The sequence below is a fragment of the Neolewinella agarilytica genome (genome assembly GCF_900110645.1).
Classification (GTDB): Bacteria; Bacteroidota; Bacteroidia; order Chitinophagales; family Saprospiraceae; genus Neolewinella; species Neolewinella agarilytica.
The window spans coordinates 12,056-29,403 of the sequence record NZ_FOFB01000030.1 but is presented as its reverse complement, the minus strand read 5'-3'; the positions used below and the strand labels follow the sequence as shown (position 1 = coordinate 29,403).

Below are 17,348 nucleotides of genomic sequence, written 5' to 3'. Positions count from 1 at the left end.
TCAACGGTCAACGGTTGGATGCCGCTAAAGACTTAGTGAATTATTAACGACCCGGGGTGAGGACTGTGGACAGTACCTCATCCGGGGACTGCATTGCTCCTTAAGAAAACACCATTGCACCTGCGTCCGCGCCTTCTTAATAGTCGGGCAGTCGGTAATTTGGTAGACGGTAGTGTTGTAGACGGTAGAATCTACCCAACTACAATTCTACCGTCTACAACACTACCGCCTACTCTTCTTCTTCCACCTGCCGGCAGATCAGCGGCAGCACTGAGTCGTACCAATCGATGAGGGATATCTGCTTAGCCATCGTAAGATCTTCGCAGGCACCCAGCAGCCGGTTATTGTCCATACGGGTCTGGCCCCGGACGATACGGAAGCGGCCATCGTTGGGAAAGTAAGCCACTGCGCGATCCATCTTCGCCAGGCCCGCCTCTAAAGTTGTGCTGTCCTGCACGAGTTGTTGACCCTCATTAAGTAGTGCAATGGCCTCATTGTAGGCCGTTACCGTTTGGGCGCAGGCTTCAGATTCAGGTGCAAAGGAAAAGCTAACGTTGTAGGCAGCCGTTACCGGCCGGCCATTGTATTCGGCCGGGCTCCATTTGCCATAAGACTGGGTTGCTACGTTGATGGCTTCAAAGGTGAATTCGGTACCCAGGTCATTATAATCGATGATGTCTTGCACGTCCACTCTGCCGTCAGGGTGAACGAGCAGCTGCAGGTCCAGCTGACCGGTCTGGCAACTATCTTCCCCGATGGCAGGATACTTAACTTTTTCGGTAAGGTATTCCCCCAGCTTGCCGTCATTAGCCGTAAAGGCCAGGGCTTTGGTGAGTTCGGTATAAATGGTGTCTTGCCCGGAGAGTACGTAAGGCTTTGGCTCCTCCAGCCGGAAACGTATGGGGAGCACAAAATTGAAGCGCACCGGCTTGCCGTCTTTTATGGCCGGCCGCCAGCGCACCTGGTTGGCCATACCAATTACACTCCGTAGTGCTGCCAGACCCAGATTGCCTCCCGGGTCGCGCAGAATGCGCGCTTTGGAGATGATGCCATTGGCTTCAACGACGAAACCAATCACGGCCATTCCACTGATTTCTTTCTCCCGGGCTTCGGCGGGGTAGAGAACCCGGCGGTTGATGTAATCCAGCAGGCCAATCTGAGCACATTCAGATTTTGCCGCAGCGGTAGTATCCAGCGTTTCGCATGGGGTCGGGAAGCGGGGCGCTTCATCCGCAATGTCGTAGATCGTGGTGTCAGGGGCTGCTTGAGGAGCGGTGCTTGCTGCTGCATCGTCCTGCGCCAACAGGCAGAGGGGAAGACAGCAAAGAAGTGTCAGTAAAAGTTTCATACGAAAAGTAGAGTAAGTACTTGGGGATGTGGAATAGTTCGAAGGGGCACTCGTGTCTGTTCCCGCAAAGATAGATTTTTCGCAGGGGAGGACGTTGTCGTTAACTTGACTTTAAGGGGGGAGGGGGCAAGTTGCAGGGTGGAAGTTGCAAGTTGCAGGGTTCAAGTTGCAAGTTGCAGGGTTCAAGTTGCAAGTTGCAGGGTACAGGTTGCAAGTTGCAGGGTGGAAGTTGCAACCTGCACCCTGCAACCTGCAACCTGTAACCTGCACCCTGCACCCTGCACCCTGCAACCTGATCACTCCTTCTTCTCCAAAGCATTAAAGTCTACGTTCGGAGAGATGGAGGACGGTTCAAAATCGAATCGTTTGGAAACGACTACACGGTCAGCGGGTGAAAAGAGGAAGATCATCGGCTGATTTTCGTAGAGGATTTCCTGAAAGCGGCGGTAGAGCGGGTCGCGGTCACTTTCCTTAAGCGTTACTTTAATTTGATTGATCAGCTTATCTGCCTCTGCGCTGGCAAATCCGCCCCGGTTAGTGCCATTGGGAGGCACGGAGGTAGATGCCCATACCTGCGTGAATTCATCCGGATTTGGCGTGAAGCCCTGCCCAATGATGGCCAATGCGAAATTACCCTTATTGAGCTCACCATAGAGCGCCCGGAAGTCCTGGCGAACGACCTCCACTTCAATGCCTGCTTCTCCCATCCATTCGCTCACCAACGCACCGACGGCGTCACTGGTAGGAGAGGGGAAGATCAGAAACTGGAAGGAAAATTCCTGCCGGCTACCGTCTATTTCCTTGTCAAGGGTCCCGTCTCCGTTAGTGTCTTCCCAGCCCGCACTCTTCAGCAGCTCACTGGCTTTTTCGGGGGAGTAGGGGATTTCCGGCAGGTCTCCGTTGTAGTATGATTTTCCGGGCAGTACGGGGCCGGTGACCCGGTTGGCCAATCCGTTGGGGAACAACTGATCAATGATGGCGTCTACATCCACCAAATGGGTAAGTGCCCGGCGGGTGCTGGCATCTTTAAACAACGGGTGCTGCTGATTGAACAGCAGGCCAAAGTACTTGAGACTTTGGATGGTACCAAACTCATAGCGGGCGTTGAGGTAATCATCGTCCCGTAGTTCTTTGAATTGGTCTACGCTCATGTCAACGACTACGTCAACGGCTTCGTCACGAATCGCATTGGCCATGGTGCCATTGTCTGAGATAATTTGGAAAATGATGGATTCTGGTTTGGCTTTCAGCCAGTTATCCCGGCTTTTACTGCCCCAGTACTTTTCCCGGCGGTCGAGGGTAAGTTGTTGGCCGGGTTCCCAGCTAACGAGCTGGTAGGGGCCGCTGCCAACGATCCTTTCGGGATTATTAGCCAGGTCCGGATCAGAAAAGGCTTCAGAGAAGGTTTTTAGTTCTTCGCTGTTCTTCGCGAGGCGCTCAGCGCCGGCATCAGTCGTCAGGTCACCCAACCGGATTTTGCGTAACAGGCGATCCGGGTCGTAGGCATATTCAGGGTAAATGACGAGACTGCCCAGAGACTCCTGAGCGATTAGGTAGGGGCGTTTACACATCACCTTGAAGCGACGTTCATTGTTGGGGCTGGTCACCACACTGCTAACCATATCGTAGTACGGCCGGTAAGCACCGCTGGCAACGAGCGGATTAAGGACCAGTTTGAGGCTGAAGATGACGTCGGCCGCCGTTACCGGAAGGCCATTGGGCCAGGTAGCACGTTCGTCAATCAGGTAAGAATAGGAGACTCCTCCACCTGGTTCTTTAGTAATGTCAGGGAGGCTGGCCAGTAAGGGGACTTGCTCGAAGTTGTCCGGATCCATGCTGTTTAGCGTCTGGAAAATCATTTCCCCTACATAGCGGGAAGCGGCCTGAGTGGACAGCACGGGGTTAAGCCCGGGGGGCTCCACCCGTAGTGCAATGCGGGCGGTATTATCCGTGTTTTTAAAGCTGATGACGGGGGAGTCACTATCGTTGTCAGTAGCGGTTGGGGCACTATCGGTTTTACACGCGAAGAGGCCTCCCGCCAGTAGCAGACAGAAGAAAAAGCGTAGGAACATGGGAAACATTGGTTGGTAGTAGAAAAAAAGCTCTCGGCGAAGATACAATTATGGAGGCTTTTAGCGGGAAATCTGTTAGCGGTCACTAGGATTCAGTTGCCGGAGTAGTACTTTAGCCAGCGCGAATAATGCGACGTAATTAGCGTCTTGCCCGAGCTGAACCGGGCGCTCCGGCATTCTGACCTGGGTGCCGAACCAAATTATCCTTCCTTATGAATCGGTCTACTTTTTTTAAATCTCTGGCTGCCGGAACCATCGGTCTTCCTGTTTTTCTACGTTTGATGGGGGGTAAAGGGCAGGCCCAAAGCCGGTCTCAAACGGTAAGCGGAGAGGTTTTTAACTGGAAGATGGTCACTACCTGGCCGCCGGGCTTTCCCATCCTTGGAGAAGGTTGCCAAATGTTGGCAGATCTGTGCCGCGACATGAGTGGGGGCCGGCTTAACATTACCGTCTATGGTGGAGGCGAACTGGTGCCGGCGCTCGAGTCTTTTGATGCCGTCAGGCAGGGCGCTGCTGAAGTGGGCAGCGGAGCTGCTTACTACTGGGCGGGTAAAGCTCCGGCCGCTCAGTTTTTTGCCGGCTTTCCCTTCGGGCTAAACGCTCAGCAGATGAACGCCTGGCTGTTAAGCGGGGGAGGGATGGAACTTTGGCAGGAGTTATACGCGGACTACAACCTGGTTCCCTTTGTCGGGGGTAATACCGGTGTCCAGATGGGCGGTTGGTTCAACCGGGAAATTAATACCATTGCTGATTACAAAGGCCTGAAAATGCGGATGCCCGGCCTCGGCGGCCGGGTACTGGAAGCTCTCGGCGGCACTCCGGTGCTTCTCCCCGGTGGAGAACTTTACACCGGCCTGGAGCGGGGAATCATTGATGCTACGGAGTGGGTGGGGCCCTACCACGATTACATCATGGGCTTCCACGAAATTGCCAAATACTATTACTCTCCCGGCTGGCATGAGCCAGGAACGGCCTTCGAGTTTTTTGTTAATAAAGACAAATTTGAAGGCCTGCCAGCGGACCTGCAGCGAATTTTTGAAGTAGCGACCCATTACATTAATATGTACACCATTTCAGCTTTCGAGGCGAAGAACGCTGAGTACCTGGAAAAGCTGAGGGAGGTGCCGGGCCTGACGATTAAGTCTCTTGCGCCAGAAGTAATTGACGCCGCCCGCATTGCGGCCGATGAAGTAATTGCTGCCTACGCCGAATCCGACCCCTTTGCGAAAAGAGTTTTTGCCTCCATTAGAGAGTTTCAACGAAAGGCAGCCCCATGGGCTGCCGTAACGGAGGCGACGTATTACCGGGATATGATGAGTTAGGAGGGGCGGCGGGTTGCCGGGTGCGGGTTGCCTGGTGCCGGGTTAATTATGTTCTCCAGTTTTTTTCAACGTAGCTCATATACTTATAAAGCTTCGCCCCTAAAGAATCATATTCAGCAGCTAAGGATTTGGCTTCCTCCAATAGTTCAGGGGTACAGCTTGGCAATCTTAACGAGGTGGTTTAAAGTCTCGTCGTTACTGCTATGGGAATAGGTGAGGAACCGGATATAATCTTTCTTATATCTACGTCTTCCGTATCCCTCAACAATATTGGAATTAATACTGTCAGACGATCTCCTTACCTTCCGGCGGCATAACCAAAGACACAACAACCCCTCCGGTCAGCAGCACAAAGATGACTACTAAAGATACCCAGTCAGGCGCATGCCATACCTGGTGTAAGAGCATCTTTACGCCAACGAAGACCAGAATCAGCGCAAGGCTGTATTTCAGGTGGCCGAACTTGTCCATCATGGAACTAAGGACGAAGTAGAGAGACCGTAAGCCCAAAATGGCCATGATGTTGGAGCTAAAGACAATGAACGGGTCCGTCGTGATGCCAAGAATGGCAGGGATAGAGTCAATAGCAAAAATCACATCCGTTGTTTCCACCATCATGAGGGCGATGAAGAGAGGAGTCGCGGCGCGGATTCCCTTGCGTTTGATCCAGAAGTGATTGCCATGATAGCTCTTAGTAACGGGAACCAACCGGCGAATAAAGACAATAATGGGGTTCTCTGCCGGAGGCGTATCGTCTTCCTGTCCGAACAAGTTGGCCGCACTGTAGAGTAAGAGCAAACCGAAGACGTAGAACATCCAATCGAACTGCTCTAGTAAGTAGACACCGGCCAGAATCATCAAAAGCCGGAAGACGATGGCTCCGAGAATTCCCCAGAAGAGGACACGGTGCTGATATTTAGCCGGTACTTTGAAGTACTTGAAGATGAGCGCGATAACGAAGACGTTATCCATACTCAACGATAATTCCACGAGGTACCCCGTCAGATAGTTTATCGTCGCCTGTTGGGGAGAGAGCTCAGAGGCGATCCAGCCGTTTCCGTAGGCGAGCCAGATAACGGCACTAAAGCTGAGCCCGATGGCCGTCCACATGGCCGTCCATTTTAGTGCTTCGCGGGTACGTGGAACATGATCCTCTTTGTTCAGGACAAAGAGGTCGAGGAAAAGTAGCAGAGCTACAAAGACAATAAAGCCAATCCAGAGTGTGGACATATGGGGGGAAGATATACTACAAAAACGGAAAGGGGGAGACGATGGTTCGGGAAAAGGTTTGTCGGGCAGCTTCTTAATCCTTTGTGAAGAGGAGGCTAAAGAGATGTTTTCCGTTCATACCGCATTATCTTTGAGGTGATCCCAAACCTTGAAAACGACTATTAAAATGCGTACCGGAATTTTACGTTGGCTTTTCCTTGCTTTTTTTGCCCTTTCCCTTGCACCTGCGGTGAGCGCCCAGGAAGAGCAATCAGTGGCCCGCCAGTGGAATGAGCAATTGCTGGAAGCCATTCGGCGTGACTTCGCCCGCCCGGTGGTCCATGCCCGCAACCTGTACCATATATCTGCGGCGATGTACGATGCCTGGTCGCTAACGACTGAAAGAGGCCGCCCTTGCCTGATGACCAGTACCCAGGGTGAATTCACCTTACCCATCGATCAATGGCAGATCCCCGTTTTTGAGGATACGGATGCGGCCGCCAGGGAAGCCGTTAGCTACGCCGCCTACCGCCTGTTGGTGTATCGCTATCAGGATACGCCCCGCGGAGAACTGATCGTGCAGGATGCTTTTGACCTGATGATTGAGCTGGGCTATAACCCCGGCTATTTCGGGACGGATTACAAAGGCGGCACCGCCGCCGATCTGGGTAATTATATCGCCGAACAGATCATTGCCTTCGGTCAGCAGGACGGCAGCAATGAGGCGGGAGACTATGCTAACGTTGACTATCCTGACCCGATCAACCCGGCCCTGCAGTTTACTAACCCCTTTTCTGTTTTCCGGATTCTGGACCCCAACCGCTGGCAGAGTCTTCAGTTTCCGGGCACGGTGATTGATCAGTCCGGTAACGTATTGGGCAATGCTATTCTGCCCTTCCTGGGTGCCGAGTGGGGGAAAGTAAGACCCTTCGCCCTCAGTGAAGAAGATATGACCATGCCGCAGGCCGGTGCTCAATATGGCAACAGCCCGATTTACCACGACCCGGGCCCTCCGCCACGCTGGTCCAGTAACGGAGGCGAAGATTTTGACATGTACCGCTGGGGATTTGAGCTGGTGCTGAAATGGTCTGCTCACCTGGACCCGACCGACGGCGTGATGTACGATATATCCCCGGGGGCAAGAGGCAATTTCCAGGGAGATTACCCCACCGATTTTGCGGATTATCCGGAATTCTACAAAGAACATGAAGGAGGTACCTTCGGCGCTAACGGCCATCCACTCAACCCGGTAACGGGAGAGCCTTACCCGCCGAACATAGTGCCAAGAGGGGATTACACACGGGTGCTGGCCGAGTTTTGGGCGGATGGGCCGGCCAGCGAAACGCCACCCGGACACTGGTTTACGATTATGAATAAGGTGATGGATCACCCGCTCTTTGAGCGCCGCTTCGCCGGAGAAGGCCCCGTGTTGGATAGCCTGGAGTATGACGTGAAGGCTTACCTTACCCTTGGCGGCGCTATGCACGACGCGGCAATTACCGCCTGGAGTATCAAAGGTGCCTACGATTACATCCGCCCCGTCTCGGCGATCCGTTGGTTAGCCAAAAACGGCCAGGCCAGCGAGACGACTGACCCGAATTACAATCAGTTTGGCATGAAGTATGACTCAGGCTACATTGAGCGGGTTACCGACTTCGCGGAACTGGAAAACAACACTACACTGGCGCTGGTGAAAGCCAAAGCCTGGATCGGACCGGATGCGATTGATGATCCGACAACGGACGTAGCCGGGGTGGGGTGGATCAACCCAACGATGTGGTATCCTTACCAACGCCCAACTTTCGTAACGCCTAATTTCGCAGGCTACGTTTCCGGCCACTCTACTTACAGTTCTGCCGCAGCGACGGTATTGGAAAAACTTACCGGTACGCCCTATTTCCCGGGAGGGGTAGGGGAGTTTGTTGCAGAAAAAGATTCCTTCCTGGTCTTCGAAAAAGGGCCAAGCGTGGATGTCGTTTTGCAATGGGCGACTTACCGGGACGCCTCTGATCAGACGAGTCTGAGCCGTATCTGGGGTGGTATTCATCCGCCGGCGGATGATGTGCCGGGGCGCATTATCGGTATGGAGATTGGAGATGATGCCTTCACGCTGGCGAGCGACATCTTTGCTGATAACGTCAGTAGCGTCCCGACGGTGCCGTCGGCAGTCCGGATCAAAGCCTTCCCCAATCCGGTTCAGCGGGGTGCGGCCGTTCGCTTAGACCTCCCGGCTGAGAGCCGGGGTGTAGACCTCATGGTCTATGACGCTACTGGGCGTCAGGTATACCAGCTTCGCAGCCAGGGCCAAAGCACAAATGTGCCTACTGATAAGCTGGTTTCCGGTTTGTACTTCCTGCGGTCAGTTGATGGTCGATTTGGTAGTGTGCTGCAGGTGTTTTAAGCGACGGAAGTTGAGGCGCGGCCGCAGGTGCAGGCTAAGGACGTAAGAAGCAAGGTCATAAGACCGTTATATCTCCGAACCTGACCCCGGATGGATATGCGAATGCTATGCCTGCTGTTTTCCTTACTTACCCTGATCGCCTGCGGGGAAGCGCCCGCTCAGGGTGAACTTCCGGAGTCCCTGCCTACGGAGAGGGAGCCCTTTCGCTGGATAAATACTGAAGGAGCCACCATTGCTACCCGATTTTCCGCTCCGGAGAGTTTCGTACGGAGGGGCTTAGAGGAAAACACTTTCGGTCATTACCTGCGCTTTCAGCCACTTAAACCTGACGGTACTGAAGTCCACCTCTTTAGCGGAGCACCGAAGGCTAACCAAACCGCTCATGCTGCTGTACTGGACCTGGACGTTGGCCAACGAGACCTCCAGCAATGCGCCGATGCCATTATGCGTCTGCGGGCGGAATACCTTTTCGCTGAAAAGCGATATAACGATATCCATTTCAACTTCGTAAGCGGCTTTAAAGCCGAATACAGCCGCTGGCGCGCCGGTGAACGGATCTCGGTAAAGGGCAACCGGGTGAGCTGGACCGCTTCCCGCGGAGCGACGCCAGGCTATACCGCTTTCCGGAAATACCTGACGATGGTCTTCTCTTATGCCGGAACTGCCTCCCTGGTACATGAACTAAAGCCTAAGCCCGTGGCGGATATTCTGATCGGGGATGTTTTTATCCGGGGCGGGAGCCCCGGGCACGCGGTCATTGTTGTCGACCGGGTGGTACAACCGGAGACGGGAGAAGTCCGCGTGCTGTTGGCCCAGAGTTATATGCCGGCGCAGGATATTCACGTGTTACGAAATCCTTCGGCACAAGACGGTAGTCCCTGGTATACTGTTGCGGATTTTGGGGAAGGGGTGCTCACGCCTGAATGGCGTTTTCGGCCGGATGAACTGCGGACTTTCCAGTAACTCTCCGGTGGCGTAAATTCCCAAACAAGCTCTAAGAAAGTGTTAAACGTCAGGCAGGAACGACACAATGATGGTTCGTTAGTCGTCTGGGTACTATTGTAATGATGCAATAATCGCCTAAACACCTGACTCATGCGTTTTTTATGTCTACTCCTATTCAGTGCCCTGATTTCAACTGCTGCTACTGCTCAAACGAATAGGGAGATCGGCGTACGCGCTACGGGCATCGATAATGTAAGCTTACTCTACAAGCGACAACTCGCCAGCGGAAATTATATGCGCTATCGACTGATATTCTCCAACATTAGTCTGCAAACAGCCGGAGCAAATACTATAGCCCGGTTCAATACTTCCCTGGCTGTTGGAGTTGAGAAAAGAAAGCCCCTGGCAGAAAGACTGACGCTATTGTATGGCCTTGAGCCCACTCTTGGCCTATCAGTGAGCAGTACTACTAATTTTTCTTCTCTCACCATTAATGCCGGGCTAGGTTACGTAATTGGTGTACAATATACCCTTTCCGATCATTTTCATATTGCTCTGGAGACGATACCTTCCGTTAATGTATTTATGTCGGTAAACAGTAGTGTAAGTCAGTATGGGGTGCTGGCGGGATTTAGTAATAATAGTCTGGCAGTGAGCGGTGTTTACCAGTTTAGCAAGTAGTTGTTGGGAGCTCGCTTTGCGAGCGCAGGCGGGAGGGTTGAGCTCGCAACAGGCTTAAAGATAGCCTTGTATCTGCGCCCTCAATTGATGGCAAGATTCTACCCAAATGAAAGTTATCTGCTTTGAAATGCTTTGTCAAACCGTTGGATTTTTTATATTTACATACTGATTGGACCAAAAAATGCATGTTCAATCAATGCGCCATTTAGAATGGCTGGTCATCATTCACCTATTAGATTTCCTTTAAAATGATTCGAGGAAATTTAGAAAGCTGTTGAAAGACAGCTTAAATTCAGTTGACAACTTAAGTTTTGCTGTCCGGTCAACCTGAAGATGTTTATAGCTTTTTCTAATTTATTTGTTCGTTTTATTTAGTCTCTCATGATAAAAGTTACCTTTTTCCAAAAGGTAAGCCTGCAGGCTTACTTTACATTTATCGATATGTCTGATCTGCCAGGAAGGGTTATTTCCCGTTCTTGGCTGGTAGCAATAGTACTAACTGGTTGTCTCTCTTTTGCGATGCCAAACCAGTTGGTATCCAGTACTTTAACGACATTTTCCGAGCCGGGTACTACCCGCTGTTTTGTTGACAGCAGTGTCTCGAATTCTGAGGTACTGTCTAATGCTGCCGGATATGCTTCTGGAACGGACTTCCATCTGTTTTCCCACGGTCGTTCCGGGGAACTCTTCCTGGACGGAGAGTGGCGCGCCCCCATGGCCGTTGCAGCATGGCTGATGGAAGGTAATTATCTCATTGGAGTAGATCAGCTCAATATTTACGGCTGTTCGTTCGGCGAGGGGCAAAGAGGCCGTGCTGCGGTAGCACAACTTACGACGGCTCTGGGCATTCCCGTTGCCGCCTCCGATGATATTACCGGGCGTGACGGGGACTGGGAGCTGGAAGTTGGCTCTGGTGGGAGTGCGCTGGCCTTCCCTGCTTACAAGCACAACCTGCAGGGCTTTTATGACTGCGCTTCGATTCTGGAGATTCCGAGTTCTGACATCTTCACGGAGCCTGCCCGCTACAGTCATACCAAAATCGTCGATGGCACAACCTATGTTGTTCAACTGGTACAAGATCCGTACAACCTGCCGATTATTAACGGTAGTCCTTCAAATAGTACTGGATTCTCTGAGGTTTATATAGCCATTTTTGACGAAAACTGCAATCAGACCTTAGGAACCTTCCTGCCCGGAAGTTCAGCTAATGAGTTTCCAATGGACATGACCGTTGATGCCGACGGAAATATTCTCGTGGTTGGCGTAACAAATTCAAATGGTCCGACTCCTATCCCAACCACCGACGCTACGCAAGCCAGTGGTGAGAACAGGTTAAGTGCTTACTTGAGCAAGGTCACCCCTACCGGGAATCTTGTTTTTCAAACCCTGGTTACTTCGGATGTGGGCAATGTCACCCCTATTTTCGGTAACTTCGACAGCCAACATATAGCTGTGGGGGACGACGGTTCTGTATTTATTTCCCTAATTGGGCAGACGGGGGCATCCGGAATTCTCACCACCGACGGCAGTACCCCCGGGGCGGGGGAGCAATTCATTATTGCCAGGCGCTATGATCCGAACGGGGGGCTGATCTATTCCAGAATCATCGATTATAGCGGTCGTGAATTGGTCTCGGGTATGGTTGTAACGGGAACCAGTATGTGGATTGGTGGAGATACACGGTCATCAGATTTCATGACAACGGACGGCACTACCTTCGCAGGAGGGCCGGATGATGTCTACCTCATTAAGCTCAACCCTGACGGAACAACTGCCCTAAGCACTTTAATTGGTGGTAGCGGTGATGATGCGCCACCTTTTCTCATTACTGACGGGAGTGCCGTTTATGCTGTTGAAGAAACCAACTCCAGCGATTTCGTAACAACGACCGGCGTAACCTATGACGGTGCAGATGACTCGTTCTACGCTATCAAGTATAACAGCGATGGTACCCTTGCTTACACTACTTTGATTAATGCCGATCAGGATGTCTCCTTCAGCGGCACTTCAGGATTATTTGTGCGAGACGGAGCTTTGTACTTCTCCGGCCAGGTAAACGGCGACCCGGGGGCGCTCTTTCCCACTAATGCTTGTACTCCTTTCGTGGGAAGTGACCCTGCGGCAGCCAATACGGCAGTTGTGAAGCTGGACGTAAACGGCAACGTTGCCTACGCCAGTTTGCTGGGGGGCGCTGACGCAAAAATTTTCGTAAATGCCGCTGGTGAGGCCTTCATCCTCTCCGAAACGGGTGATATCACCAACAACTTTACCACGGACGGCTCCGTAGGTCGATCGGGCACCGATGATATTTACCTGGCTAAGTTGGACGCCAACGGCTGTATTTGTCTGGGTAGCTACCTCAATGATTTAGGGAGCGGTGATCCGGGCGGCAGGGCCAACAATTCCGACATCTACGTTGACGACGAAACCGTTTATTTCACCATCCTGGACAGTGATCTAAGTACGGACGGAACGGTGAGCTTCCCCGATCAGAACAACCCCGCCCTGATCAAGTACAGTTTCTGCCCGCCAACGCCTACCTTGACTCCCAGCCCACTGACCCCAGATAACCAGTCAGTTTGTATCAATGGCTTAGTGGAACAAATCCTTGCAGCCCCCCACGAAATTGATGCTTCCGGAGAAGTTCCCATTTTCATAAATGGCGCACGACGGAGCCAAAGCGATATCCCTCTCGTTTACCAATGGCAATTTGCTCCGGGCCCGACAGGCCCCTGGTCTGATGTTGAGGGGCCGCTGGGGCTGGGACAGAACTACTCGCCGCCGGTCACTGGTCTGGACATCTACTACCGGAGACTTACGAGCAATTTCGAATGTTGTGGTGGCGAAGTAATATCAATCAGCGAAACTGCATCGATTCTGGTCGGTACTGACGAAGCCCCCGACGTCGATGCAGGCGGTGTATTCTACACCTGCCCCGGTACGCCGGTAATGATCGGAGGAGCACCTACTGCCTCGGGTGGCTCGGGAGGCGGCTACGTTTATGATTGGAACGATGGTGCCTTTACAATAGCAAACCCAACGGTGAGCCCCACGGAGAGTACAATCTACACAGTCAGAGTAACCGACGGAGCTGGTTGTATCCAGGCAGATCAGGCCACAGTTGTCGTTTATACCGCAGATGCCGGAGAGGATGAGGGCATCTGTAACGGTGAATCGGTTACTATTGGAGGCCCTGCAGTGATGGGCCTCACGATAGTGGATGAAGGCAACCCTGTTGCCAATGAATACAGCATTGCATACACCTGGACGGGAAATACCGCAACCCTTAGTTGTACAAACTGCCCTAACCCCGTTGCCTCACCGGGAGATGGTACCACCGAAACCTATACCCTGACGGTGACCCTGTACTACCCCAATGGAACCTCATGTTCCTCTACGGATATGATGAGCGTAACGACTACTGAATCAACAATTCCATCCGGCTTTGCGGGTCCGGACATCGTCGCTTGTGTGGGGGAAGAAGTAGTAATTGGCTCCGCCGCAGAGCCTGGCTATACTTACTCCTGGGCACCAGGTGTTTTCCTCTCTTCAACCAGTGGAATGCTGGATCAATCTATGCTGACGTTTAGTGTTCCCATTCCGGATGATGATGATCCAACCCTATTTCCGGATGATATTCCCAACCCCATCACCTATACGGTTGCAGCAGAAATCAATGGCTGTGTTACCTACGACCAGGTGTCGGTTTACGTGATTGAAGCACGCGCTGATGAAGTGATAGAGAGCGACACGATGTGTGGACCGAGAACGCTGGGAGAAATTGACCGTACACCTGATATTGACGAAACCTACAGTTGGCGGGTCATCTCGTCTACTGGGGACAACAGTATGTTTTTAGGCCCTACGGATGGCCCGCGGGTTCCCGTTTCAGGTAACAACGCAGGAATGACGGCTTACGAACTTACCGTAAGTTATACGTCTCCTTCAGGTGCTATGGGAGTATGCCGTGACACTAGTTATGTTCCACCTTGTGGGTGTGTTGTTGAGGCTGAAGTAGAGAACGGAGGTTGTGCTGACTTTGACTCCGGAAACGTAGGTATACTCGCTTATGCGTCTTCTTCAGCCGACGGGCCCGGGCCCGCAGATTTTGATTACACCTGGACACCGATGGCGGGCCTGAACCGCTATGACAGTAGTTACGTAGAACTCACGGACAATGTAGCGAGAACCTACACCGTTCAGGCCGTTAGTAAGACAGATCCTAATTTCAGTTGTACCGTGGAGGTTCCCGTCAATCAGGCGAATTTTGCAACACCGACTTTTAATGCTACCTCTCCCGTAACGAGCTGTCCGAATGAACCGTTGAATATTGGTGACCCGGCGGCTCTTCCTGGTCTCCAGTACCAGTGGTCTCCTTCCCAGGGCCTAGATGATCCTACAAGTGCAAATCCGGAAGCAACGCTTACAGTAAGTACTGAATACACCGTAACCGTGACCGACGCCCTTACCGGCTGTGAATTTCTGGACACTGTTTTTGTCGAAGTAGGCCAGGCAGCTGCGGCAGGTGGAGACATTTATGTTTGTGATAACGGAGTCGTTACCCTCGGTACAAACGAAGATCGCTCTGCTGAAGGGTATTCCTACAGTTGGACACCGATCCTTCCAGCAGGAGATTACCGGAACGGAACCAATCAAAACAGTGCTCAGCCCGAGGTATTCATAACGACTAACCAGACCTTTACGCTGACAGTTACCGGGCCGGCACCTACCAGTTGTATGAGTACAGATATGGTAAACGTTATCGTTGAGCCAACTCCCGGTTCGATAACTTTATCGGACATAGAATTCTGTCCATCCAGCTCAAACATAGTTTTGGGATACACGGGTGGGGCCACATCCGGCACGAATGAAGTACCCACAGGCTTTGGCTACCAGTGGTCTCCCGGAGCATTGCTCAACGATCCTACCTTGAGAAACCCGACGGTAAATTCTCCACTGCCTTCCAGTGACATCACATTTACCCTGGAACTGAGGTCCGCCAGCGGTGGTTGCTCGTCCGAAGCAACCCAACAACTTCTGCTGTCTTCGTCTATCGTTCCACCCGAAACGACAAATGGCGTTGTTTGTGTTGATGAATCAATAAGCATAGGTTCTGCGGCTAATACTACCGGTCCAGGTATCAGCTATCAGTGGTTGCCGAACGATGGCAACCTCTCTGATCCGAACTCTCCAAACCCAAGCTTTTCCAGTTCTACCACAGGTAGGTTTACCTATACTGTTACCCGAAACGACAACGGATGCGCTACTACGGGTGAGGTAACAGTCAACGTAGTGGAAGTGAATGCACCACCGCTGCAAAATGAGGTGATTTGCCAGGGCGATCCTGTAGTACTGGGTCCAGCCATTCCTGAAGCAGGTGTATCCTACGAATGGTCTCCCGCTACCGGGCTGGATGATCCGTTCATTGCCAACCCGACATTCACCGGTACTATGACAACCACGTTTACTTTAACGGTTGTCAATTCCCAGGGATGTACTGATGAAGCAGTCGTTACGGTAGTCGTCAATCCTCCTCCCACCTTTATGGTTTCCCTGCCGGACACCACTCCGGTGTGTGATCCGACTACAACCACCAGCATTGTACTGGACGCATCCGTAGACCCTGCGGGAGATTACGCTTACCGATGGACGCCAACCAACAACCTGAGCAGCGCCAGCGTATTGAACCCTACTTTCTTCGTGCCAGGACCTGGCCAATACGAATACGTACTGGAGGTAATTGATAACACAACAGGATGTTCTATCAGGGACACTACGCTGATTCTGACCGATGCCAGTTTCATGACCCCAATGGCCACCATTAATGACCCTGATGATCAATGTGTCAATGGAACCGACATGGCATTCGTTGGCGGCCCCGCAGTGGGTACTGTTGCTGGTGATATGGGCGTATTCAGCGTAAGTCCTGCTACAGCGGCATTTACCGATGCCGGCGATGGCACAGCGATTCTTGATGTAAGTGCTGCCGCGCCCGGAACCTACCAGGTCAGCTATACTTACTTTACCGAAAGTGGTTGTGATGACGTAGCAACAAGCACTGTGGAAGTATTTGGTCTGCCCACCGTTACGCTCAATGATCCCGCCGATCAGTGTATCGACGGAACGGATATGACTTTCATGGGAACCCCTGCCCCCGGCACAGTTATTGGTGATATGGGCGTGTTCAGTATAAGTCCTGTCACGGCGGCATTCACCGATGCCGGAGATGGTACAGCAACCCTCGATGTAAGTGATGCCACCCCGGGAACCTACCAGGTCAGCTACACTTACACCAACGAAAACGGCTGTGACGACGTCGCCATGAGTACCGTGGAGGTCTTTGCGCCCCCTGTCGTTACCCTCAATGATCCGGATGATCAGTGTATTGACGGAATGGACATGATCTTCACCGGTAGTCCCACTGTTGGTGCAGCAATTGGCGATATGGGCGTATTCAGTATAAGCCCCGCTACGGTAGCATTTACGGACGCCGGAGATGGTACAGCAACCCTCGATGTAAGTGCGGCAGGCGCCGGAGCCTACCAGGTCAGCTACACTTACACTAACGAAAATGGTTGTACTAGTGTGGCGATGAGCTCAGTTGAGGTCTTCGCGCTGCCCGTGGTCACCCTCAACGATCCCGACGATGAGTGTACTGACGGAACCGACATGACCTTCACGGGTAACCCTGTGGTAGGTACTGGAGCCGGCGATATGGGCGTATTTTCCGTAAGCCCCGAAACGACGGCATTTACCGATGCCGGAGATGGAACCGCTACCCTGGACGTAAGCGGTACTGCCCCCGGAACCTATCAGGTTACCTATACCTACACTAATGAGAACGGCTGTGAAGGCGTGGCAACAAGTACGGTGGAGGTCTTTGATCCACCAGTTGTGACCTTAGCTCCTCCTGCATCGATCTGTAGTACACAGCCCATTGATCTGACGGTTGGAGCCTCTATTTCGCCGAACACATTAGGGGGAACCTGGAGCAGTTCTGGTAACGGGAACTTTACCTCGGGAACCGATTTTGCTACGGCAACTAGCTACACTCTTGGTTCAGATGACATTGCAGCGGGTGAGGTTACGCTAACTTTAACGAGTGATGACCCTGACGGACCATGTGGAACCAGAAGTGAATCAGTTACCTTCCAGATTCTTAACGTAGACTGTGGGCAGTTTTTCTGGGACGGAAATTAAAGTAATAGATGCATCAACTGCAGGTTGGTACCCAAACATGCTTTTAGACTGACAGTAGCTCATTGCCCCCCTCCCGCAACCTCTTCCGCAGGGAGGGGGGCTTTGAGGTGCTATCATTTCAACGGGTTACAGCCAGGTCTAATGCTGCAAGCAAAAGCTAAAGGCCCACT

General features: G+C 52.3%; 9 protein-coding genes. 5 read left to right on the top strand and 4 right to left on the bottom strand.

The window, feature by feature from the left end; translation table 11 throughout:
- Positions 1–229 precede the first annotated feature (229 nt).
- Positions 230–1,348, bottom strand: a complete 1,119-nt coding sequence (locus BM123_RS20425; RefSeq protein ID WP_090172393.1) for a TonB family protein — start codon at positions 1,346–1,348, stop codon at positions 230–232.
- Positions 1,349–1,644: 296 nt separating this feature from the next.
- Positions 1,645–3,420 carry an ABC transporter substrate-binding protein gene (locus BM123_RS20415; RefSeq protein ID WP_175489489.1) on the bottom strand — a complete coding sequence of 592 codons (1,776 nt, stop codon included), beginning with the start codon at positions 3,418–3,420 and terminating at the stop codon, positions 1,645–1,647.
- 212 nt (positions 3,421–3,632) lie between these two features.
- Here BM123_RS20415 and BM123_RS20410 point away from each other — a divergent pair, with 212 nt between their 5' ends.
- Positions 3,633–4,742 (top strand): TRAP transporter substrate-binding protein, encoded by a 1,110-nt coding sequence (locus BM123_RS20410; protein WP_090172387.1) that lies wholly within the window; start codon positions 3,633–3,635, stop codon positions 4,740–4,742.
- A 146-nt stretch (positions 4,743–4,888) separates the two neighbouring features.
- Here BM123_RS20410 and BM123_RS24645 read toward each other — a convergent pair whose 3' ends face one another.
- Together BM123_RS24645 and BM123_RS20400 are read right to left on the bottom strand one after the other, a co-directional pair.
- On the bottom strand, positions 4,889–5,071 hold the full coding sequence (locus tag BM123_RS24645) for a four helix bundle protein (protein WP_245748635.1): 183 nt from the start codon (positions 5,069–5,071) through the stop codon (positions 4,889–4,891).
- Positions 5,028–5,972 (bottom strand): TerC family protein, encoded by a 945-nt coding sequence (locus BM123_RS20400; RefSeq protein ID WP_090172383.1) that lies wholly within the window; start codon positions 5,970–5,972, stop codon positions 5,028–5,030. The genes BM123_RS24645 and BM123_RS20400 overlap by 44 nt, the downstream gene beginning before the upstream one ends.
- A gap of 166 nt (positions 5,973–6,138) precedes the next feature.
- Here BM123_RS20400 and BM123_RS20395 point away from each other — a divergent pair, with 166 nt between their 5' ends.
- From BM123_RS20395 to BM123_RS20380, 4 genes are all read left to right on the top strand, one after another.
- A complete protein-coding gene (locus BM123_RS20395) occupies positions 6,139–8,352 on the top strand; it encodes a DUF6851 domain-containing protein (RefSeq protein ID WP_090172381.1) in 2,214 nt (737 codons plus the stop codon).
- Positions 8,353–8,448: 96 nt separating this feature from the next.
- A complete protein-coding gene (locus BM123_RS20390; protein WP_090172452.1) occupies positions 8,449–9,315 on the top strand; it encodes a DUF4846 domain-containing protein in 867 nt (288 codons plus the stop codon).
- A gap of 132 nt (positions 9,316–9,447) precedes the next feature.
- On the top strand, positions 9,448–9,978 hold the full coding sequence (locus BM123_RS20385) for a hypothetical protein (protein WP_090172379.1): 531 nt from the start codon (positions 9,448–9,450) through the stop codon (positions 9,976–9,978).
- A 381-nt stretch (positions 9,979–10,359) separates the two neighbouring features.
- On the top strand, positions 10,360–17,178 hold the full coding sequence (locus tag BM123_RS20380; protein ID WP_090172377.1) for a DUF4347 domain-containing protein: 6,819 nt from the start codon (positions 10,360–10,362) through the stop codon (positions 17,176–17,178).
- Positions 17,179–17,348 lie beyond the last annotated feature (170 nt).